Below are 21,827 nucleotides of genomic sequence, written 5' to 3'. Positions count from 1 at the left end.
CCCTCGCCGCCGTTCACTGTCGCTCTGTTCCGCCCTGTTCCGTCCGCACGCCGCCATCCGCGCCGAATCCGCTCCGGCGTTCCTGGCTCCGGCCTACCCTGCGCGGATGGCGGCATGCGGACGACGGCGTGTCGTCCGCATGCCGCCATCCCCGTGCCGCCGTGTCCCTGCCGTCGCCCGCGCGTCGCCGCGCACCCGCCGGTGGCCGCCGCGCGTGCCGCTGCCCCGGTCGGTACGGCGTTCCCCGCACCGGTCCGCGGGCGGCTCAGCCGTCCTGGTCCTCCAGCACGGCGAGATCCTCGGGCGCGGGACCGTTGCCGACGGCGCGGCGGCGTACGACCGTGAAAGCGGCGGCTGCCGAGCCGGTGAAGGCGGCGGCCACCACCCACGGGCGGTTCAGGACATGGCCGGTCAGATGGTCCAGAGAGTAGCGGCCGGGCCCCGTGACACCCAAAGCGGCGGCGCAGAAGCCGAGGAAGGCGGGGTACTCGTAGCCGCCGGACGTGTTGAAGAAACCGGCGGGGGCGTGGACGGAGACCGCGCCCGCCATGGCGCCGGCCGCCGCCGCGCCCGCGGCCGGGGTGGCGATCCCCAGGGCCAGCAGCAGCCCGCCGCCCGCCTCGCCGAGCCCGGCCGCGACGGCGCTCGCCCGCTCCGGCTTGAAGCCCATCTGCTCCATGGCCGCCGAGGTGCCGTCGATCCCGCCGCCGCCGAACCAGCCGAAGAGCTTCTGCGCGCCGTGCGCGAAGAGCACCCCGCCGGTCCCCGCGCGCAACGCCAGCAGTCCGATGTCCTTGCGGTGCGCGAGTGCCATGACCGGGTCCTCTCCTGGTGCCGGGCCCCGGTCCCGGTCCGACTCCGGACCGCCGGGCTGCTCCCAGTCTTCGCGGACCCCACCGGATGCCGCCGCTCCTGGCGGTCCGTCCGGGCTACACGGCTGACACGGGGTACACGGCTGACACCGGCCTCGCGGCTCGTCTGGACACCACCGCTCGTCCGGACGCCATCGCTCGGACGCACACCGGCGCCCGTACAGAGACCACTGCTCGTCCGGAGGCCACCGCCGTCGCAGACGTCACCGCCCGCTCAGGGCAGCCGGTTCCACGCGGTCAGCACATGGCGGCCGTGTTCCAGGCCGAGTCGGCTGACGGTGCCGGTGGCGAGCTGGAACAGGGCGCCGTCGGCCGGGGGCAGCCCCAGTCTGCGGGCGGTCAGCACCCGCAGGAAGTGGGCGTGCGCGACCAGCACCACATCGCCGCCGTCGCTGTTGGTGAACGCCGCGTCGGCGAGGGCCAGCACCCGGTCGGCCCGCTCGCCGACCTGTTCCGCCGTTTCCCCCGGATGGCCCTCGGGGCCCTCGGGGACCCCGTCGGTCCACAGATCCCAGGTGGGACGGGTGCGGTGGATGTCACGGGTGGTGACGCCCTCGTAGCCGCCGTAGTCCCACTCGCACAGGTGGGCGTCGACCCGTGTGCGCTCGAGCCCGGCCAGCTTCGCGGTGTCCCGCGCGCGACGCATCGGGCTGGTGATCACGGTGGAGATGTGCCTGCTGGCCAGCATCGGAGCCAGCGTTCTGGCCTGCTCCTCGCCGTTCGGGGTGAGGGGCAGATCGGTGTAGCTGGTGTGCTGGCCGGTCAGCGTCCACTCGGTCTCGCCGTGACGGATCAGTACCAGTTCGCCCATCGGTACACCTCCCGCGGCGCCCCTCGGCGCCCCGAAGTGATCATACGTCCGCCCGGTCCCGTCAGTAGGATGACGGCCTGGCCACCCCTCTCCGCGCGCGACCCGGATGTGTGAACACCGACATGTGAGTACAGATGTGTGTGCACAGACGTGTGCACACCACCGCGTGATTCAGACAGCAGCCCAGGAGCCGGTATGAACGACGCTGCCCGTACCTACGACGTGATCGTCATCGGAGCCGGACCGGTCGGTGAGAATCTCGCCGACCGCACGCAGGCCGCAGGGCTCAGCACGGTCGTTGTGGAGAGCGAGCTGGTCGGCGGCGAGTGCTCCTACTGGGCGTGCATGCCGAGCAAGGCACTGCTGCGCCCGGTGGTCGCCCGCGCCGACGCGAGCCGGCTGCCGGGGCTGGCCCGCGCGGTCGCGGGACCGCTGGACGCCGCTGACGTCCTCGCCCGCCGCGACGAGTTCACCTCGCACTGGAAGGACGACGGCCAGGTGGGCTGGCTGGAGTCGGTCGGCGTCGATCTCGTACGCGGCCAGGGCCGCCTGGACGGTCCCAAGCAGGTCGCGGTGCTGACGCCGGAGGGCGAGACCGTACGGCTGACCGCGCGGCACGCCGTCGCCGTCTGCACCGGCACCTCCGCCGCGCTGCCCAAGCTGCCGGGCATCGCCGACATCAACCCGTGGACCAGCCGTGAGGCGACCAGCGCCAAGGAGGTCCCCGGCCGCCTGGTCGTGGTCGGCGGCGGTGTGGTGGCCGTCGAGATGGCCACCGCCTGGCAGGCGCTCGGCTCGCGGGTGACCATGCTCGTGCGCGGCGACCGCCTGCTGGAGCGCATGGAGCCCTTCGTCGGCGAACTGGTCACCGAGGGCCTGCGCGAGGCGGGCGTGGAGGTGCACTTCGGTACGAACGTGCCGATTGTCGAGCGCGACGGCGCGGACGGCGAGGTACGGGTCGGCCTGGAGGGCGGCCAGCGGGTCGTCGCCGACGAGATCCTCTTCGCCACCGGCCGCTCGCCGCGCACCGGCGACCTCGGGCTGGAGACGGTCGGCCTGCGCCCCGGGGACTGGCTTGGCGTGGACGTCACCTGCCGGGTCACCGGTGTGCCGGACGGCTGGCTCTACGCGGCGGGCGACGTCAACCACCGCGCGCTCCTCACCCACCAGGGCAAGTACCAGGCCAGGATCGCCGGGGCCGTGATCGCCGCCCGCGCCAAGGGCGAGCCGGTCGACGACGCGCCCTGGGGCCCGCACGCCGCCACCGCCGACGACGCCGCCGTGCCGCAGGTGGTCTTCACCGACCCCGAGGCGGCCTCCGTGGGCCTCACGGCGAGCGAGGCGGAGCGCGCCGGACACCGGACCGAGGTCGTGGACTACGACCTCGGCCAGGTCGCGGGCGCCTCCCTCTACGCCGACGGCTACCGCGGCAAGGCCCGCATGGTCGTGGACCTCGACCGGGGCATCTTGCTCGGCGTCACCTTCGTCGGCCCCGGCGTCGGCGAACTCCTGCACTCCGCGACGGTCGCCGTCGCGGGCGAGGTGCCCATCGAGCGGCTGTGGCACGCGGTCCCGGCGTACCCGACGATCAGTGAGGTGTGGCTGCGCCTGCTGGAGGAGTACCGGGGCTGACCGCGGTCATGGCCGCGGCGCGCCGCGGCGATATTCGCCGGGGCCACCGCGCTGGCGGGCGCGGCCGTCTTCGGTGTGGCGTCGCCCGCGTCCGCCGCGGGCTACTCCTGCTCGCACGACGGTCACGCCATATGGTGTGCCACCGTGACGGCCGTCGACCCCGGCTCGTATCTGGCCTCGCGCTACGGGCCGAGCTACGGTACCGGTCAGACCGGGCGGCGCTACTACAACGGCGAGGAGAGGGAACTCGCCTGCTGGACGACCGGCGACGGCGACGCCGACGGGCACGGCGACCACTACTGGTTCATGCTCGACTTCGACGGCGACAGCGGCTACGTCAACGACTGGTATCTGACGACCGGTTCCGCCGCCCAGTGGCAGCCGCACGTCCCGCACTGCTGACTGACGCATCCTCAGAAGCGTTCAGCGTTCAGCGTTCAGCGCGCGGCGAGTTCGGCGTAGAGAGCCGAAGGGTCGGCGGCGAGGCCGGCCTTGACCTGACGGCTGGTGTCGTCGGCCAGCACCTCGTACAGCCCGGCCTCGACGCCGTCGAGCGCGATGCGGGCGATCTTGGCGGGGTCCGACTTGGGGGCGTCGACGCCCGCGGCCATGTCGGTGTCCATGTAGCCGACGTGCAGGCCGGTGACGAGGGTGCCCTGGCCGTGCAGCGCCAGCCGGGTGGCGTTGGTCAGGGACCACTCGGCGGACTTGGCGGCCGAGTAGACGGCGCTGCCCGGCGTGGTGAACCAGGACAGGGCCGACAGCACGTTGAGCACCGCGCCGCCGCCGTTGCGGGCCAGGATCGGCGCGAAGGCGCGGCTGACGGCGAGCGTGCCGAAGACGTGGGTCTCGAACTCGTTCCGGACGACGTCCATCTCGCTGGTGAGCAGGTCCACCCCGTTCGACGCGCCCGCGTTGTTGATCAGCAGGGTGACGTCACCGGCCGCCTCGGCCACCGCCCGTACCGACTCGGGGTCGGTGATGTCCAGCGCGAGCGGTACGGCGCCCGGCACGGTGACCGATGCCGGATTGCGGGCGGCGGCGTAGACCTTGGCCGCGCCCCCGTCGAGCAGGGCCTGGACGAACTTCTCGCCGAGGCCGCGGTTGCCTCCGGTGACGAGGGCGACAGCGCCGTTGATCTGCATGGGAGTGCCTTTCGGGAGGAGAGCGGTCCGTGGCCGGTACGCGCGCGGCCCGGGGGGTCGCGTGCGGTCCGCACGGATGCGGCCGGCCATGGAAACCGATCGGTTTCCACCACCGTATACCGATCGGTTTCCGATGCCAAGCGGGAGCGGTAACCTCGGGGTATGACCACGACACAGAAGTCCGGCGCTACGGAGAAGTCCGGCACGCGCGACCGCCTGCTCGACGCCGCGGCCGGGCTCTTCTACCGGGAAGGCGTCGGCACCGGCATCGACGCGCTGTGCAAGGCCGCCGGGGTGTCCAAGCGCTCGATGTACCAGCTCTTCGCGAGCAAGGACGAGGTGCTGGCCGCCGCGCTCGACCGGCAGGGGCCGCCCGCCGAGGCCCGGCTGCTGCCGCCGCCCGGCGCGCCCGCGGCGCCGCGCGACCGCGTCCTGTACGTCTTCGAGCGGCTGGAGGAGACCGCCGCCTCGGCCGACTACCGCGGCTGCCCCTTCCTCGCCACGCAGGTCGAGCTGAAGGACCCGGAGCACCCGGCGAGCGTCGTGGCCCGCCGCAACAAGCAGGTGCTCACCGACTTCTTCCGCGCGGAGGCCGCGCGCGGCGGAGCCGCCGACCCCGCACTGCTGGCCCGCCAGCTCACCCTGGTCTTCGACGGCGCCAGCGCCCGCGCCGGAATCAAGGCGGAGGTCCTGGACGGCCTGGCGCTGAGCACAGCCGTCGCCGTCCTGGACGCGGCGGGCCTGACGGCTCCGCGGGCCTGACGGCTCCTCGGGCCTGACGGTGCGGAGGGTCTGACAGCGCGGCGGATCACGAACGGCCCCTTCGGCAGCTGGCACGCACGGCCGCCGCGTTGCCGGGATGCCCGAGTAGCTCTGCTATCAGGGCATCCCGGTGCGTTGCGCTCACCGGGTCCCCCCGGACGGAGTCCGGGGGGCCACCGGGCACCGCCTGGACCGCCCATGATCCGCCGGACAGGCCCTAGTCGGGCAGTGCCACCTCCGCGAGCCTGCCGCTCGCCACGTCGAACACGAAGCCGCGCACCGCGTCGGTGTGCGGGATGAACGGGCTGTTCCTGATCCGGGCCGCGGACTGGCGGACGTCGGTCTCCAGATCGGTGAACGCCTCGGCCGCCCACGGCGGTTTGATGCCCGTCTCCTCGCGGATCGACTCGCGGAAGGCGTCGTCGCCGAAGGTGAGCATGCCGCAGTCGGTGTGGTGGATCAGCACGATCTCCCGTGTGCCCAGCAGCCGCTGACTGATCGCCAGCGAACGGATCGCGTCGTCGGTGGCCACCCCGCCCGCGTTGCGGATCACATGCGAGTCGCCCTCGGCGAGACCGAGCGCCCCGTACACATTGAGCCGGGCGTCCATGCACGCCAGAACCGCCGTGTGCCGGGCGGGCGGCAGCGGCAGCGGACCCTCGAAGGCCGCCGCGTACGCCGTGTTGTTCTCCAGATAGCCGTCGGTGGCGGTGGGGTGGTCGGTCATGGGAGCCTCCTGGTCGCGCTGAGCTGTGACGTCATGCGTGACGTCATACGGGTGAGGTCATGCGGTCCGCCGCCAGGCGTCCGCCAGCAACTCGTGGGAACGGACCCGGTCCCGGTGGTCGTGGGTGATGGTGGTGACCAGCAACTCATCGGCGCCCGTGGCCTGTTGGAGCACCCGCAGCCGGTCCGCGACACTTTCGGGTGTGCCGGTGAACTGGGTGCGCACCCGGTCCTCGACCAGCGCCCGCTCGTCCGCCGTCCACGAGTGGACCGCGGCCTCCTCCGGACTCGGGAAGGGGATCGCGCCCTGACCCGAGCGGATGCTGTGCACCCACAGCGCGTACGGCGACGCCAAGTGCCGCGCGTTGGCGTCGTCCTCGGCGACCACGACATCGGCCGAGACCAGCACATGCGGCTCGTCGAGCGTGGCGGAGGGCACGAACGCCTTGCGGTACGCGTCCACCGCTTCGAGGACGGCGGCCGGACTCACGTGGTAATTCGCCGCGAAGGGCAGGCCGAGCGCGCCCGCCGCCTGCGCGCTCGCCCCGCCGCTGCTGCCCAGCACCCACACCTGGAGATCGGCGCCCTCGCCGGGCACCGCGTGCGCGTCGAGTCCTTCCGGGGTCCGGTAGTCCCCGCGCAGCAGCCCGAGGATCTGGTCGAGCTGGTCGCGGTACTCGGGCAGTTCGGCCCCCGGGTACTGCACGAGCTGCGTGTAGCGCGTCAGCAGCGGAGAGCCGATCAGCCGGCTGAAGTCGTACGGCGCGGGGATCAGCAGCCCCTCCGGTGTGTACCGGGCCTCGGTGCGGCGCGGCGCCGGGGGAGCGGCGGGCGCGCCGCCGGACGCGGACGGCTTACGGAATCCGGTACGGCCGAGGCCCAGGTCGATCCGGCCCGGGTACAGCGCGTCGAGCAGCCCGAACTCCTCGACCACCGACAGCGGTGTGCGGTGCCCGAGCTGCACCGCGCCCGCGCCCACCCGGATTCGTGCGGTCGCCGCCGCCACGAGCTGGATCACCAGCGCGGGCGACACCCCGGCGACCCCGGTCGTCAGATGGTGCTCGGCCAGCCAGTAGCGCGCGTATCCGGCGGCCTCCGCGCGCTGTGCCAGGTCCACGGTGTTGCGCAGCGCCTGCGCGGCGGTGGAGCCCGAACTGATCGGCGACAGGTCGAGAATCGACAGCGGCACCGACGCCGAGTTCGAAGAAGCCGAAGAGGCGGAAGGGTCCGGGGAACTCGAAGGGTCCGACGGACGTGAGGGGTTCGATGAGCCGGAAGCTGCGGGAACGCTCATGCGGCGTCGCCCTCCTTTGCGATGGTGCCTGCGCCGACGGTGTCCTTACGCGGAGAGGCCGTGTTCACCGGCCCCCAGTCCCACGGCGGATCGGGTATCTCCGCGCGGAGCACGGGCGCGACCTCGGACTGGAAACGCTCCAGCGACGTACGGTGCTCGGCCTCGCCGAGCCCGCTCGCGTCCGCGTGCAGATGCAGCACGGTGTGCCCGAACTCCTCGTGATAGCGGTGCACTTTCTCGATCACCTGCTGCGGGCTGCCGATCAGCGCCGAACTGCGCTCCACGAAGTCCTCCAGCGTCCCGAAGACCACCGGCAGGCCCACCTCCTTCTGGAACGCCAGATTGCTCTCGAAGATCGGCCGGTAGACCTCCAGCGCCTCCTGCGAGGTGCGGGCCACGTACAGCCCCGCGGAACCCGCGCCCACCGCGATGTCCGCCGGATCGTGCCCGTAGTGCTCCCAGCGCTCCCGGTAGTAGCGGATCAACTCGGCATACGGCTCGATGGGGTTGGTGACATTCGCCGAGAACAGCGGATCGCCGTAGCGGGCGGCGAGGTCCACGGACTCCTTGCTGGTCGCGCTGCCGTGCCAGACCCGGATCGGCCGCTGGTACGGCCGCGGCCAGACCTCCGCGTCCTTCAGCTCGGGGCGGAAGCGGGTCCGCGCGGTCACCTTGTCCTGCCGCCAGATCTGCCGGAACACCTCGTAGCTCTCGGCGTTGCGGTCCCACTGGTCCTCGGGTGTGACGTGGAACAGCTCGCGCTGCGCCGTGCCGTTGCCCTTGCCGATGATCAGGTCCAGGCGGCCCTCGGAGAGATGGTCGAGCGTCGCGTAGTCCTCGTACGCCCTGACCGGGTCCAGCAGGCTCAGCGTGGTGACCGCGGTGAAGAGCCGGATGCGCCGGGTGATCGCCGCGACATGGCTGAGCACCACCGTCGGCGAGGAGGAGATGAACGGCCGCTCGTGCCGCTCTCCCACCCCGAACCCGTCGAAGCCCAACTCCTCGGCGAGCACCGCGTTGTCGAGGACTTCCCTGAAGCGCTCATGAGTGGACTTCAGGATGCCGGTGACCGGGTCGGGCCGGTGCACGATCAGCGTGATGGCGAGGAACTTCATGCCACCGACTCCCGTACGTCCGCGGCGTCGCCCCCGGCGTCCGGGTGGGCCAGGCCGAGGTGGTCCCGCAGCGTGCCGCCCTCGTACTCGGTACGGAACACACCGCGTTCCTGGAGCAGTGGCACGACGGTGTCGGCGAAGACGTCGAGACCGCCGGGGGTGATGTGCGGGACGAGGATGAAACCGTCGCTCGCGTCGGCCTGCACAAAGGAGTTGATGGTCTCCGCGACCGTCGTGGGGGAGCCGACGAACGACTGGCGGTTGCCGGTCTCGATGACCAGGTCGCGGATGGACCACTTGTTGGCCGCCGCCAGCTCCCGCCACTCGCGGGCGGTCGCCAACGGGTCGCGGTACATCCGGACTTGAGCCCGGCCGCGGGCGATGGTGTGCTCGCCGAGATCCGGGTCGATCTCGGGCAGCGGGCCCTCCGGGTCGTACCCGGACAGGTCGCGGTTCCAGACGAATTCCAGGTGCTTGATCGCGGTGGCACCGCTGACCTGCGCGCGGCGCACCTCGCGGGACAGCTCCTCCGCCTCGGCGTCGGTGTCGCCGAGCACGAAGGTGGCGGCGGGCAGGATCAGCAACTGGTCCGCCCTGCGGCCGTGCCGGGCCAGGCGCCCCTTGACGTCCGTGTAGAACGCCCGCCCCTCCTTGAGAGTGCTGTACCGGCTGAAGATCGCGTCCGCGCTCGACGCGGCGAATTCGCGTCCCTCTTCCGAGTCCCCCGCCTGGAAGATCACCGGGCGGCCCTGCGGGCTGCGCGGGACGTTGAACTGCCCCTGGATGTCGAAGTGCTGGCCCTTGTGGACGAACGCCCCGGCCCGCGCGTCCCGCAGGAACGTCCCGGTTTCGCGGTCGGCGACGATCTCGTCGCCGTGCCAGGAGTCGAACAGCTCATTGGCGGTGGCCAGGAACTCCCGCGCCCTGGAGTACCGCTCGTCCTGCGGAAGGAAGCCGCCGCGCCGGAAGTTCTCCCCCGTGAAGGCGTCCCAGGAGGTGACGACGTTCCACGCGGCGCGGCCCGCGGACAGGTGGTCGAGGCTGGCGAACTGCCGGGCCACCTCGTACGGCTCGTTGAACGTCGAGTTGATCGTGCCGGTCAGGCCGATCCGCTCGGTCACCGCGGCCAGCGCGGCGAGCACGGTGAAGGTGTCCGGGCGGCCGACGACGTCCAAGTCGTAGATATGGCCGCCCTGTTCGCGCAGCCGCAGGCCCTCGGCGAGGAAGAGGAAGTCGAACTTGGCCCGCTCCGCGGTGCGCGCGAAGTGGGCGAAGGAGCTGAACTCGATGTGGCTGCCCGCGGCCGGGTCGCTCCACACGGTGGTGTTGTTGACGCCGGGGAAGTGGGCCGCGAGATGGATCTGCTTCAGGGGCTTGCTCATGACGGTCGGATCCTCCGGCTCAGGCGCTGGTGGTGGCGTAACGGTTCGCGGGGCGCGCGAGCCCCAGCAGGCCGCGGAGTGTGCCGGCCTCGTACGCGCGTCGGAAGGCGCCGCGCGCCTGCAACTCGGGCACCAGGCCGCGGGTGATCGCGGGCAGGTCGTGGCCGAGCGCCGCCGGCCGCAGCCGGTAACCGGTCAGCCCGGCGTCCTGCCACTCCAGCAGCAGGTCGGCCAGTTCGGCGGGCGTCCCGGCGAAGACGGTCGCGTCGCTGGTGTACGGCTGGTCGAGCAGCGCGTCCAGCCGGTCCCTGCGGGCCTCGGCCGCAGCGCGGTCGGTGTCGAGGAAGACCACCAGATCGCCGAAGACATGGACCGGTTCGGCCTCCCGGCCCGCGGCCCGCTGCTCGGCGCGGATCTCCGCGACGATCGCCGCCGCCTGCCCCGCGTCGTGCGGGGTCACATAGCCGATGTCCGCGGCGCGCCCCACCAGCCGGTACGGCACGGTCGCGTGCGCGAGCGCGGTCACCGGCGGCTGGCCCTGCGGGGGGCGCGGTGTGATCGAGGGGCCCTTGACGCCGAAGTGGCGGCCCTGGAAGTCGATGTAATGGAGCTTGTCGCGGTCCACGAAGCGGCCGGTGGCCACGTCCCGGATCTCCGCGTCGTCCTCCCAGCTATCCCACAGCCGCCGCAGCACCTCGACGTAGTCCGCGGCCTCGTCGAAGAGGTCGGTGACCAGGTCCTGGACGTGCGGCTGGTTGTACTCCTCGATGCGGAACGGCGGGAATTCGCGGCGGCCGAAGTGCGCGGCCTCGTGCTGTCGGGCGGAGATCTGGATGCGCAGCCCGGCCCGGCCGCCGCTCACGTAGTCCAGGGTGGCGATGGCCTTGGACAGGTGGAACGGCTCGGTGTGCGTGGCGATCAGGGTCGGCACCAGACCGATGTGGCTGGTCAGCGGGGCGACCCTGGACGCGATGAGCACGGCGTCCAGCCGGCCGCGCACCTGGTCGGTGCGCTCGTCGGGGTCGCCGTACCCGGTCGACTGGAGCCCGAGGGAGTCCTCGATGGTGACGAAGTCCAGCAGGCCGCGCTCGGCCTCGGTCACGGCGTCCGCCCAGTAGGCGGCGTCGAACAGTTCGCCGGGTCGCGCGTCCGGCTCCCGCCACGCGGCCGGGTGCCAGCCCGCGCCGTCCAGGGCGACCGCGAGGTGCAGCGGCGGACGGGCGGCGGACGCCGACGGCGCGGACGAAGGTGATGAAGCGGGCTCGGGGGAGGCGGAGGAGGACAGGGATGACGGGTGTGCGGACACGGCGAAGTGCCTTCCTGATCGACCGGAGGAGGACACGGCCGCCCCATGGCGGTCGCGTCGGCGGGGTCAGATCAGGCGCAACAGAGCGCGCCGGCGACGCGCTGGAGATCGATGTGCTGGCGCCCGTACAGATGCACGACGGGTCCGCGCGGGACGAGGGTGCGCACGTCGGCGCGGTCGAAGTCCGCTCGCACTGTCGTCACCCCCGTCCGGGCGGTACGGCCGGGGGCCGTACCGGAGTCGCGCTTGCGGGTCCGGTCGGGACCCGCCTGGTTGTCACCTGGAGCACCCCGCCGCGAGGGAGGGTTGCCGGTCAGCCAGCCAGGGCTTGTCGCTGACACTCATCACCTGAATTCGACGCTATCTCGCGGATACCGTCCCGCGCAATGGCGTCCGTCACCGGTGTCCGTCACCGGCGTTCATTCGCCCGCGCCGCCGGTGCCTTCCGCGTCGCCGTCGCCGCCCGGCACCCGTACGCCCCGGAAGTGCGTGGTGCGGCGCAGCGCGAAGCCGATCGACTCGTAGAGCCGGATGGCGTTGACGTTGCTGCCCGCCGCGTGCAGGAACGGGCGGTCGCCCCGGCCGCGGATCCCGGCCGCCGTGTGCCGCACCAGCCGGGACGCCAGGCCCTGGCCGCGGAACGCGTCGTCGGTGCACACGGCGCTGATCTCGGTCCAGCCGTCGAGCCGCAGCCGCTCACCGGCCATGGCCACGAGCTTTCCGTCGCGGCGGATGCCGTAGTAGGCGCCCAGTTCGATGGTGCGCTGCCTGAACGGACCCGGCTTGGTCCGCTCGACCAGGTCCAGCATCTCCGGTACGTCCGCAGGGCCGAGCGGGCGCGCCTCCGGATCGGCCTCGTCCAGCAGCGCGTCGGTCCCGACGAGCTGCACGCCCTCGGCTCCCCACTCGCTGCGCCACCCGTCGGGCGTGGCCGGGACGCCGGCCAGCGCGAAGGTCGCGCCGGGACCCATGAGGGCGGCGAGGTCCGCCCACGCGGCCGGATCGGCGGGGTCGGCGAGCGCCACGAAGGGCGAGACGTCCTCCGGGTAGCGCGCGGCGGAGCCGACGATCTGCGCGAGATGGCGGTGCGCCCCGGTCAGCGCGGCCCAGGCGGGGTTGTCCAGAGGGTGCGGCGACGCCGGAAAGACCTGGTCGCCGGTCGGTCCGGGGTTCTGGGGCTGCTGCTGCGGGTGCTGAAGGCTGGTCGACATGGTCGCCGTGACTCTCCGTTCTGCTGTCGTACGGCGCGTCGCCGTCACTGCGCTGTCGCCGGGCGGTACGGACGGCCGATCGCGAACCGTCCTGACCCCGGACGGCCGTCCACGAGGTCGGCGGCGATTTCGCCGACCACTGATGCGAACTTGAATCCGTGCCCGGAAAATCCCGCGAGGACGGTGAAAGGTCCCACACGGTCGATCACGAAGTCATGATCGGGGGTCGTGGTGTACAAGCAGGTCACCGGGGTGGGCCGGGTGTGATCGACACCGGGCAGCCACCGGGCGGCATACTCCTGGAGCCTGCCGAGGACCACGGGATCGGGCGTGCGGTCCCGGTCGTCCGGGTCCACGACCGGGCCGATCCCGTGGAATCCGGCCTTCACCCCGTCGGCGCTGCCGAGGCCGTACACGCCCGCGGCCTCGTCGATACCGGCCCCGCCGTGGTGGATGAAGGCGGGCCAGTCCGGCGCGTCGGGGGCGGGGAAGTGCACCGGCTGCTCCTGGGTGACGCGCAGCGGCGGCGGGCCCTCGGTGACCTGGCCGAGCGTGCGGGCCGCCCAGCCGCCGACGGCCACGACCACGGCGTCCGCGGCGATCACCTCGTCCCGCGCCGTGACCACCTCGGCGCCCGAGCCGCGCCGCCGCAGCGCGCCGACCTTGACGCCGTGCCGTACGGTCGCGCCCTTGGCCCGCGCGGCCTGCTGGAAGGCGGCCACCGCGTCGTCGGCGTGCAGCCGCCCGGCCTCGGGGTGGAACAGCGCGGTGGTGTCCGCGACGAGCCCCGGCCAGCGCTCGGCGGCGGCCCGCGCGGTCAGCTCCTGGCTGGGCCGCCCGGCCCCGCGCAGCGCGTCCCGCAGCGCCGCGACGGCCCGCGCGGGCCCGTGGTCGACGGCCCCGGTCAGGGTCAGTACGGTGCTGCCCGTCTCGTCCTGGAGCCGCCGCCACAGCGGCAGCGCCCGTACGGCGAGGCCGACGTAGAACGGATCGGCGTACGCGAGCCGGAAGATCCGGGAGCTGCCGTGCGAGCTGCCCCGGTCGTGGCCGGGCGCGAACTGTTCGAGCAGCGTGACCTCGGCGCCGCGCGAGGCGAGGTGCCAGGCCGCGGACGAGCCCATGGCCCCGCCTCCGACGACGACGACTTTCCTGCGTGTCATGGCGGTCGACTTCCTTTCGGTCGGTGCGGGGCCGTGCCGCGGCCGGTATGGGGTCAGGAGTTGGTCAGCGGCAGCCCCGGCGGGTTGACCAGCGAGGCGGGCACCGCTTCGTTGGCCAGATTCCACGCGGCGAGCCACTGCGCGTACTGACCATTCTTGATCAGGTGGTTGATCGCGTCGGCCAGGGGCTTGGCCAGGCCGCTGTCCTTCTTCGCCGTGGCGCAGATCAGCCCTTGCAGGGACGCCCCGGCGCCGGAGAACTTGCCCGCGCTGCGGGTGGCGTTCGGCGAGCCCGCGGTCTGCGTGCCGTGGTAGGCGATGCTCGGGTTGGGCGCGAAGTAGGCGTCGATCCGGCCGGAGTTGAGCGCCAGATAGGTGCTGTTGGAGTCCTGGAAGTACTTGATCGTGAGCTTCTTGCCGTCGGCCTTCAGCTCGCTCTGCCACTTCAGCAGGATCTTCTCCTGGTTGGTGCCCGCGCCGACCGCGACGGTCTTGCCCGCCAGGCTGCGGTAGGTGCCGTCGAAGTTCCAGGTGTCGCTCTTCTTCACCTCGAAGCCGAGGTTGTCCTGCCGGTAGCTGGCGAAGTCGTACTTCTCCTTGCGCTGCTCGGTGTCGGTGATGTTGGAGAAGCCGACATCGGTCTTGCCGCTGTCGATGCCGACGAAGAGGTTGTCCCAGGTGGCGTTGGACAGCACGGGCTTGAGGCCGAAGACGGCGGCGATCAGCCGGCCGAGGTCGGGCTCGGAGCCGGTGATGGTCTTCTGGTCCGCGCCGACGTAGCCGATCGGCGGCGAGCCGGCGGGCAGGAAGCCCAGGCCGATGACGAGTTGCTTGCTGTCGAGCACGGACTTGGGCAGCTCGGCGCGGATGGCGGCGACCTCAGGGACGGTGAGCGTGATCTCCTTGGCGGCGCCGTTGGACTGCGCGCCGACCACGACGGTGCCCTTGGCGTCCGCGGCGGCCGGTGCCGCGGCGTCCGAGCCGCTGTCGCTGCCGCAGGCGGCGAGGCCGAAGGTGAGGGCGGCGACGGCGATGCCCGCGGCGACGCGTCTGGTGGCGGTGGTACGGATGTCGGGCATGGTGAACCTCGCTGATGGTGAGCGGATGTGCGGGGGGTGACGTATCGGGCGCCCGCGGGCAGGCGGCCGTCGCTGTGGAAGGCGCCTGTGTCCGCGCCTTGGCCCGCGGCGTACGGGGGTTCGGAGGAGGGTTCAGAGGACCTTGCTGAGGAATTCGCGGGTCCTGGGGTGCCGGGGGTTGTCCAACACCTGGTCGGGCGGGCCCTGTTCGACGATCCGGCCGCCGTCCAGGAAGACGACGGTGTCGGCGACCTCGCGGGCGAAGCCGATCTCGTGCGTGACGACGATCAGCGTCGTACCGCTGGTGGCGAGATCACGGATGACTGCCAGTACCTCGCCGACGAGTTCGGGGTCGAGCGCCGAGGTCGGCTCGTCGAAGAGGATGACGCCGGGTTCGAGGGCCAGCGCGCGGGCGATGGCCACCCGCTGCTGCTGGCCGCCGGAGAGCTGCCGGGGATAGGCGTCGACCTTGTCGGCGAGCCCGACCCGGCCGAGCAGCGCGCGGGCCAGTTCCTCCGCCTCGGCCCTGGTCTTCTGCCGGGCCGCGACCGGCGCTGCGGCCACGTTGTCCAGCACGCTGAGGTGCGGGAAGAGGTTGAAGCCCTGGAAGACGAAGCCGATCCGGCGGCGCTGGGCGAGGATCGCCCGCTCGCTGATCTCCTTGAGCCGGCCGCGGTGGTGCCGTACGCCGATCGGCTCGCCGTTGAGGCTGACGTAGCCGATGTCCAGCTTCTCCAGGTGGTTGATCGCCCGCAGCAGCGTCGACTTGCCGGAGCCCGACGGGCCGAGGATCACCGTCACCTGTCCGGGCTGCACGGTCAGATCGACACCGGAGAGCACCTGGTGCGTGCCGTACCACTTGTGCGCGTCGTGGACGGTCACGGCGGCGGGGCGCCCGGTCACCGCGGTGACCAACGTGTCGGCGGGGACGCGGTCGGCGCTCATGCGATCGATCCGATCTCGGCGCGCGCCCGCAGATCGCGCACTGCCGTACGCAGCCGTTGCAACGGCGTCGGCGGTACGGTCCGCAGCGCGCCGCGTGAGAAGTACCGCTCGACGTAGAACTGGACCACCGAGACGACGCTGGTCAGGATCACGTACCAGACGGTCGCCACCAGCAGCAGCGGGACGACGTCACCCGGATACGTACTGCCCATGCTCTCCACCTTGCCGAAGAGGTCGAGCAGGGAGACGTAGAAGACCAGCGAGGTGCTCTTGATCAGCCCGATCAACTGGTTGACGTACGAGGGCACGATCGCCCGCAGCGCCTGCGGGAAGACGATCCGGGTGAACTGGTAGCCGCGCGGCAGGCCGAGCGCGGCGGCGGCCTCGTGCTGTCCCTGGTCCACCGAGAGCACTCCGGCGCGCACCACTTCGGCGGCGTAGGCGGCCTCGTTGAGGCTGATGCCGACCACGGCCACCACCATGTCGGTGGCCAGCCGCGACTCGTCGAAGTGCACGAAGCCGGGACCGAAGGGCACGCCCAGACTCAATGTGGCGTACAGCGAGGAGAAGTTGAACAGGAACAGGAGGATGACGATCAGCGGCACCGAGCGGAACAGCCAGATGTAGATCCAGCTCACCGAGCGCAGCACCGGGCTCCTGGACAGTCGGCACAGGGCGAGCAGGATGCCGCCGAGCAGCCCGAACAGGGCGCTCCAGGCGGCGACTTGGAGCGTGACCAGCAGCCCGTCCAGGATCACCGGCCGCAGGAACCAGTAGCGGAAGCGGTCCCACTGGAAGAAGGGGTTGGTGACCAGGCCGTGCGTGATCTGCGCGACGAGCACCAGGGCGACGGCGGTCAGCGCCCAGCGCCAGGGGTGCCGCAGCGGGACGACGCGCTGCGCCGACCGGCCGACGCGTCTGTCGTCGGCGGGCGGGGTGCGCGGCGGCGGTGGAGCAGGGGTGGTGACGGTGTCGGTCGTGCCTTCCGGCACGGCGGTGTCGGTCGCGCCCGCGGGCACGGCGGGGCGGGGTGGCTCGCTCATCGGAGAACTCCAGCGCGAAGGGAGACGTCGGCAGCCGCCCCATGAGAAGGGGCGGTGGAGTGCGCGGGGGCCCGATGTGACAACGCGTCAGAAGCGTGCGGCGGGCCCGGGATTCAGCGTCGACACAGAGCGCTGCTGACACGCAGCAGGTCGATGTGCCGGTTGCGGTACGCGTCGTCCCGGAGATGACGGCGCCAGGCGGCGGCCGTCCTCGTAGCTGCGTACACCCTGGTCACCTCCCCTTGTGCCGGCCCGTAGGGGCCTCGCGTCGTGAGTCCGGGCCGGACAGCGGTCCGGCCTGGGCGTAAGTCAGCCAGGTGGCGCGTGCCACGTCAATGAACGCGTTGTGAATTCCGCCAGGTGGGACGCGCGGTCCGGCGACCGCCACGCACAAATCCCCGCGTCCCCCGGCGGTCGGCCGGGACGGGACACGGGGATCGGCGGGGAGGGGGTCTTCCGCGGGATCGGAGGGGGACGCGGTCTTCTACGCGATCAGCGGGGACGGGCCGGGGCTCGTGGGATCAGCGCGCGGGCGCGCCGGTCATTCGGCGGTCAGCCAGACGCAGGTGTCGGAGGGCAGCAGGCCGTCCTCCAGCGGGCCGCTGGCCAGCAGCACCCGGAGCCCGGCGGGGAGCGCGACCGGCTCGGCGGACAGGTTGACCAGGCACTGGAAGCCGCCGTCCCGGCGGAAGGCCACCGTGCCGGGACCCGCGTCCACCCACTCCAGCGTCTCCGGCAGCCACCGGAGGTACTCCCCGCGCAGCGCGAGACCGGCCCGGTACAGGGCGAGCACGGAGTGCGGATCGCCCTGCTGGGCCGCGACGGACCGCCCCGACCATTCGGCGGGCTGCGGCAGCCACGGACCGGCGCTCGCGCCGTCCGGCGAGAAGCCCAGCGAGACCGGCTCCGCCGACCACGGCAGCGGCACCCGGCAGCCGTCCCGGCCACGGTCGCGGCCCCCGGAGCGGGCATACGTCGGGTCCTGGATCAGGTGGTCGGGTATGTCCTCGACCTCGGCGAGGCCCAGTTCGTCGCCCTGGTAGACGTACACACCGCCCGGCAGGGCCAGCGTGAGCAGCGCCGCGGCGCGGGCCCTGCGGCGTCCGAGGACGGTGTCGCTCGGCGAGCCGAGCCGCTTGTCGCCCATGTCGAAGGACGTGTCCTCGCGGCCGTACCGCGTCACGTGCCGGATCGTGTCGTGGTTGGACAGCACCCAGGTGGGCGGCGCGCCCACCAGCCGGTGCGAGGCGAGCGTGGCGTCGACGACCTCGCGCAGCCCGGCCGCGTCCCAAGCGCAGCACAGGAACTCGAAGTTGAAGGCGGAGTGCAGCTCGTCGGGGCGCAGATAGCGGGCGAACTGCTCGGGCGTGGGCAGCCACACCTCGCCGACGAACACCCGCTCGCCGGGCGCCCCGCCGGGCCGGGGGCTGCGCGCGTAACCGTCGGCGATCTTCCGCCAGTCGCGGTAGATCTCGTGCACCGCGTCGCAGTCCTGGTAGGGAAGGTCGGTGACGTCCGGGTCCCGGCCGACGTCGGGCAGCCCCGGCTTCTTGGCCAGGCCGTGCGCCACGTCGATCCGGAAGCCGTCCACGCCGCGCTCCAGCCAGAACCGCAGGATGCTCTCGAACTCCGCCCGCACCTGCGGGTGTTCCCAGTTCAGATCGGGCTGCTCGGGCGCGAACATGTGCAGGTACCAGGGGCCGGGCGTGCCGTCCGCCTCGGTGATCCGGGTCCAGGCGGCGCCGCCGAAGTACGACTGCCAGTCGTTGGGCGGGAGTTCGCCGTCCGCGCCCCGGCCCGGCAGGAACCAGAAGCGCTCCCGCTCGGCCGCGTCCGGACCCGCCGCCAACGCGGCCCGGAACCAGGGGTGCTGGTCGGACGCGTGGTTGGGCACCAGATCCACGATGACCCGCAGGTCCTGCTCGTGCGCCTCGACGATGAGCCGCTCCGCCTCGGCGAGCGTCCCGAACATCGGGTCGATGTCACGGTAGTCGGCGACGTCGTAGCCGCCGTCGGCCATCGGGGAGACGTACCAGGGGTTGAACCAGAGCGCGTCGACGCCGAGATCCCGCAGGTAGGGGAGGCGCTCGCGGACCCCGGCGAGGTCTCCCATGCCGTCACCGTTGCCGTCGGCGAAGCTGCGCAGATAGATCTGGTAGATCGCGGCGTGCCGCCACCAGGCGGGTGCGGTGGGGGAGGCGGGCAGTGTCACGGGAGTCTCCTTGACGGTCGTGGAGAGCCAGGGCCCGGAGGGCCGCAGGGCATGCGCGGGGGCCGGTCCGCCCCGTCAGGGGTGCGGGGCGGACCGGGGTGTGCGGGGGCGTTACCAGCCGGTGTTGCCGGAGCCCCGGTTGATGGTGAAGGTCCCGGTGGTGCTGAGCCCGCCGGAGGCCGCGCCACTGACCGTGACGCCGCCGAAGGTGCCGGAGCCCTTCGAGTCGATCTCCAGGCCGTACGCGCCGGCCGTCTGGATCTTGACGTTGTTCAACGTCAGCCCGGTGACGGTCTTCTGATACGAGATCAGGACCGCGCTGTAGGTGCTGTCGGTGATGTCGAGGTCCTTGACCACGACGGGCGCCGTGATGTCGGAGCCGTCGGCGTAGATCCACAGCGCGCCGAGCTTGCTCTGCCAGTTCGGCTCGTAGCCGCCGGTGCGCAGCAGGGTGTTGCGCGCGACGGTGGTGGTGCCGCTGAACGGGACCGGCGCGGGATTGAAGTTGCGGGTGCTGACCGCGATGCCGGAGGCCCCGGTCACCGTGTCGGCGACGACGCTGTCCACGATCCGGTTGCCGTTGCCGCCGTAGATCGCGGCGGCGTTCGCCAGCAGCGGCATCTGCACGGTGTCGAAGCGGAAGGCGCAGTTGGTGACCGCGCTCGCCTCGGAGTACATCGCGAGACCGTCGTCCCCAGTGTTGCGAACGCTGGTGTTCCACACCTCGGTGTTCGCGGTGCCCTTGTGCAGATTGACGCCGTCGGCGGCGGTGTCGCGGATTCGCAGGCCGCCCACGTACAGGCCGTTGGTCGGCGCGTCGATCCACAGGCCGACCTTGGTGTGCTCGATCCACACGTCCTGGATGGTCGAGCCGTTGCCGAAGTCGCCCTCGATCGCGGCGTCGAAATTCGCGTCGTCGCGGTACGACACGTCACCGGAGATCGTCAGGTCCTGGACGGTGTTGGTGCCGCCCTGCCCGAAGAGCCCGCCCTTGCCGTTGAGGCCCTGGAGCACGGTGGCCCACTCGCCCGCGCCGCGCAGCGCGACCCCGGTCAGATTGACGTGCCCGGAGATGTTGTACGTGCCCGCGGGCAGCCACAGGCCCTTGCCCTGCGACGTGGCCGTCACCACCGCGCTGTTGAGCGCCGAGGTGTCGTCGCTCCCGTCGTTCGGGGTGACGCCGAGCGTCGTCGCGGAGACGAAGCCGGTCGCGGGCATGGCCTGGTCCGCGGCGACCTGCTCGGTCTCCATCAGGTCCAGGGTGTACGAGGCGGCGGTGCTGCCCGCGTCCTTCTGGAGCTTGAGCACCGTCCCGGCCGGGAAGTCCCCGATCTTGAACCGTGACTCGTCGAAGAAGTGGTGCGCCGAGCCCTGCGAGGGGTCGTTGTTGTACGGGTAACCGCCGTACACCCAGGCGTACTTCGACGACAGGTCCAGATCGCGGACCTTGCTGCCGTTGGCGTAGAGGCTGAGCTGCGCCGAGGTGCCGGTGCCCGCCGCGTTGTCCGGGATCGAGTAGCGCAGCGTCATCGCGTTGGCGGGCTTGGTCAGGGTGAACTGCACATACTGGCCGGTGCTGTTGAGCACCACCGCCTTGCGTCCCGACGCCTCGGACGCCACCGTCAGATAGGTGCGGTCGGGGCCGATCGTGCTCGCGTTGGTGGTGCCGCTCTCCGCCTCGTAGGACGTGTACGGCACCGTGGCGCCGCGCGTGGCGTTGGCGACCGAGCCGGTCACCGCGACGCCGTCGATGTCGGGCGCGCCCGAGTCACCGGATTCGGTGCGCAGCGTCAGCGTGTTGAGCCCGGCCCGCAGCGGCGCGCTGACCGTGGCCGTCGACCACGCCCCGCCCGTACCCGGCAGCGCGACCTGCGCCACCTTCAGCCCGTTGGCCGTCAGCGTGATCGACGCGCCGGAACCGCTCCCGGTCCGGTACGCGACCGCCACCGGATAGCTCGCCGCGCCGGGCGCGCTGACGGCGAAGACCACCCGCGCGCCCTGCGCGCCGAAGCCCGTCAGATACCCGCTGCCGCTGAACCCCGAGGCGGTCGTGACCACGCTCGGCCCGCCCGAGAAGTACGCGTCCTCCGCCTGGTGCGTGAGCGAACCGGCCGGGGGTGTGGTGGGCGGCGTCGTGGGAGGTGTGGTCGGCGGCGTCGTACTCGTCGTCGGTGTCGTCACCACGACGTTGTCCAGGTTCACGTTGCCGCTGTCGGCGGTGGTGAAGGTGAGCGCGATGGTGTTGGTGCCCGCTGTGTAGGTGATGGCCTGGTCGGTGGTGGTCCAGGTGTCCCAGTTGGCGGTGGCGGGGAGGCTGATCTGGCGGATCTTGGCGCCGTTGACGTAGAGGCTGAGTGTCATGGTGGCGGTGGTGCCGTTGGCGTAACGGATGGTGACGCTTCCGGCGCCCGCGACGGCCGAGCTGACCGTGAAGCCGGTCGAGGCCGTGCCCTTGTTGGCGTCGGTGTAGCCGCTGACGAATCCGCTGCCCATGTAGCCGGTGTGGTCACTGCTGACGACGGCCCCGCCGCTCAACGACGCCGACTCCGCCTCCAGTTGACCGGTCGCGGCGGGCGGTGTGGTGCTGCCGCTGGGCGTCGTCGCGGTGATGTTGTCGACGTTCACGTTGCCGCTGTCGGCGGTGGTGAAGGTGAGCGCGATCGTGTTGGTGCCCGCCGTGTAGGTGACGGCCTGGTCGGTGGTGGTCCAGGTGTCCCAGTTGGCGGTGGCGGGGAGGCTGATCTGGCGGATCTTGGCGCCGTTGACGTAGAGGCTGAGTGTCATGGTGGCGCTGGTGCCGTTGGCGTAACGGATGGTGACGCTTCCGGCGCCCGCCGAGGTGGCGGTGACCCGGAAGGCGGTGGACGCGGTGCCCTTGTTGGCGTCGGTGTAGCCGCCGACGAAACCGCTGCCCGTATAGCCGGTGTGGTCGGTGGCGACGACCGCGCCGCCGGACAGCGTCGCGGACTCCGCCTCGACGACCGTGGTCGCGGCGTGCGCCGACGGCGACGCCTGCCAGACCAGCAGTGCGATCAGCACCGCGAGCACCGCGGGCAGCACCGCCGCGAGCGTTCTGGCGCGGTGGGTTGGGGCGCTTGGAGACATGGGTGATCCTTCCCTGAGCACCGCACG

General features: G+C 72.0%; 19 protein-coding genes and 1 riboswitch. Of the genes, 3 read left to right on the top strand and 16 right to left on the bottom strand.

What is annotated here, in order from left to right:
* Nucleotides 1-265: 265 nt before the first annotated feature.
* Both ABZX65_RS06845 and ABZX65_RS06840 read right to left on the bottom strand, forming a co-directional pair.
* Nucleotides 266-814, bottom strand: coding sequence for a DoxX family protein (locus tag ABZX65_RS06845; RefSeq protein WP_355335630.1), 549 nt, complete (start codon nt 812-814; stop codon nt 266-268).
* A 272-nt stretch (nt 815-1,086) separates the two neighbouring features.
* Nucleotides 1,087-1,683, bottom strand: coding sequence for a histidine phosphatase family protein (locus ABZX65_RS06840; protein WP_355335627.1), 597 nt, complete (start codon nt 1,681-1,683; stop codon nt 1,087-1,089).
* Between the two features lie 195 nt (nt 1,684-1,878).
* Between ABZX65_RS06840 and ABZX65_RS06835 the strand changes: the two genes are divergently transcribed.
* The gene (locus ABZX65_RS06835) at nt 1,879-3,315 is read left to right on the top strand and encodes an NAD(P)/FAD-dependent oxidoreductase (protein WP_355335625.1); all 1,437 of its coding nucleotides are present in this window, start codon (nt 1,879-1,881) and stop codon (nt 3,313-3,315) included.
* 144 nt (nt 3,316-3,459) lie between these two features.
* Complete coding sequence (locus ABZX65_RS06830; RefSeq protein WP_355335622.1) at nt 3,460-3,717, top strand: hypothetical protein; 258 nt, start codon at nt 3,460-3,462, stop codon at nt 3,715-3,717.
* A gap of 35 nt (nt 3,718-3,752) precedes the next feature.
* Here the strand turns inward: ABZX65_RS06830 and ABZX65_RS06825 are convergent, their stop codons facing one another.
* Nucleotides 3,753-4,460: an SDR family oxidoreductase gene (locus tag ABZX65_RS06825; RefSeq protein ID WP_355335620.1), complete on the bottom strand. Its 708-nt coding sequence runs from the start codon at nt 4,458-4,460 to the stop codon at nt 3,753-3,755.
* Between the two features lie 162 nt (nt 4,461-4,622).
* Here ABZX65_RS06825 and ABZX65_RS06820 point away from each other — a divergent pair, with 162 nt between their 5' ends.
* Entirely contained in the window at nt 4,623-5,222 is a 600-nt protein-coding gene (locus ABZX65_RS06820; RefSeq protein ID WP_355335618.1) for a TetR/AcrR family transcriptional regulator, read from the top strand.
* 217 nt (nt 5,223-5,439) lie between these two features.
* Here the strand turns inward: ABZX65_RS06820 and ABZX65_RS06815 are convergent, their stop codons facing one another.
* The 13 genes from ABZX65_RS06815 to ABZX65_RS06755 all read right to left on the bottom strand — a co-directional run bounded on the left by ABZX65_RS06815 (nt 5,440) and on the right by ABZX65_RS06755 (nt 21,800).
* Nucleotides 5,440-5,949 (bottom strand): carbonic anhydrase, encoded by a 510-nt coding sequence (locus tag ABZX65_RS06815; RefSeq protein ID WP_355335616.1) that lies wholly within the window; start codon nt 5,947-5,949, stop codon nt 5,440-5,442.
* A gap of 57 nt (nt 5,950-6,006) precedes the next feature.
* The gene (locus ABZX65_RS06810; RefSeq protein ID WP_355335613.1) at nt 6,007-7,137 is read right to left on the bottom strand and encodes an LLM class flavin-dependent oxidoreductase; all 1,131 of its coding nucleotides are present in this window, start codon (nt 7,135-7,137) and stop codon (nt 6,007-6,009) included.
* Between the two features lie 101 nt (nt 7,138-7,238).
* Complete coding sequence (locus ABZX65_RS06805) at nt 7,239-8,357, bottom strand: LLM class flavin-dependent oxidoreductase (protein ID WP_355335611.1); 1,119 nt, start codon at nt 8,355-8,357, stop codon at nt 7,239-7,241.
* Entirely contained in the window at nt 8,354-9,739 is a 1,386-nt protein-coding gene (locus tag ABZX65_RS06800) for an NtaA/DmoA family FMN-dependent monooxygenase (RefSeq protein ID WP_355335608.1), read from the bottom strand. The genes ABZX65_RS06805 and ABZX65_RS06800 overlap by 4 nt, the downstream gene beginning before the upstream one ends.
* A 19-nt stretch (nt 9,740-9,758) precedes the next feature.
* On the bottom strand, nt 9,759-10,949 hold the full coding sequence (locus ABZX65_RS06795; protein ID WP_355335792.1) for an LLM class flavin-dependent oxidoreductase: 1,191 nt from the start codon (nt 10,947-10,949) through the stop codon (nt 9,759-9,761).
* Nucleotides 10,950-11,116: 167 nt separating this feature from the next.
* Nucleotides 11,117-11,248, bottom strand: a complete 132-nt coding sequence (locus tag ABZX65_RS06790; protein ID WP_355335606.1) for a putative leader peptide — start codon at nt 11,246-11,248, stop codon at nt 11,117-11,119.
* A gap of 34 nt (nt 11,249-11,282) precedes the next feature.
* A riboswitch (SAM riboswitch) is annotated at nt 11,283-11,394 on the bottom strand.
* A 70-nt stretch (nt 11,395-11,464) separates the two neighbouring features.
* Entirely contained in the window at nt 11,465-12,256 is a 792-nt protein-coding gene (locus ABZX65_RS06785; protein ID WP_355335604.1) for a GNAT family N-acetyltransferase, read from the bottom strand.
* Nucleotides 12,257-12,300: 44 nt separating this feature from the next.
* Nucleotides 12,301-13,416: an FAD-dependent oxidoreductase gene (locus ABZX65_RS06780; protein WP_355335602.1), complete on the bottom strand. Its 1,116-nt coding sequence runs from the start codon at nt 13,414-13,416 to the stop codon at nt 12,301-12,303.
* Nucleotides 13,417-13,469: 53 nt separating this feature from the next.
* Nucleotides 13,470-14,495, bottom strand: a complete 1,026-nt coding sequence (locus tag ABZX65_RS06775) for a transporter substrate-binding domain-containing protein (protein ID WP_355335599.1) — start codon at nt 14,493-14,495, stop codon at nt 13,470-13,472.
* 132 nt (nt 14,496-14,627) lie between these two features.
* Complete coding sequence (locus ABZX65_RS06770) at nt 14,628-15,440, bottom strand: amino acid ABC transporter ATP-binding protein (protein ID WP_355335597.1); 813 nt, start codon at nt 15,438-15,440, stop codon at nt 14,628-14,630.
* Nucleotides 15,437-16,483: an amino acid ABC transporter permease gene (locus ABZX65_RS06765; protein WP_355335595.1), complete on the bottom strand. Its 1,047-nt coding sequence runs from the start codon at nt 16,481-16,483 to the stop codon at nt 15,437-15,439. Before ABZX65_RS06765 ends, ABZX65_RS06770 begins: the two co-directional genes overlap by 4 nt.
* A 541-nt stretch (nt 16,484-17,024) precedes the next feature.
* Complete coding sequence (locus tag ABZX65_RS06760) at nt 17,025-18,695, bottom strand: alpha-amylase family glycosyl hydrolase (RefSeq protein WP_355335592.1); 1,671 nt, start codon at nt 18,693-18,695, stop codon at nt 17,025-17,027.
* Between the two features lie 111 nt (nt 18,696-18,806).
* Nucleotides 18,807-21,800, bottom strand: coding sequence for a carbohydrate-binding protein (locus tag ABZX65_RS06755; protein ID WP_355335590.1), 2,994 nt, complete (start codon nt 21,798-21,800; stop codon nt 18,807-18,809).
* Nucleotides 21,801-21,827: the final 27 nt, after the last annotated feature.

This window comes from Streptomyces sp. NPDC003300 (genome assembly GCF_040610915.1).
Lineage (GTDB): Bacteria > Actinomycetota > Actinomycetes > Streptomycetales > Streptomycetaceae > Actinacidiphila.
This window is presented reverse-complemented; position numbering and strand designations above follow the sequence as displayed.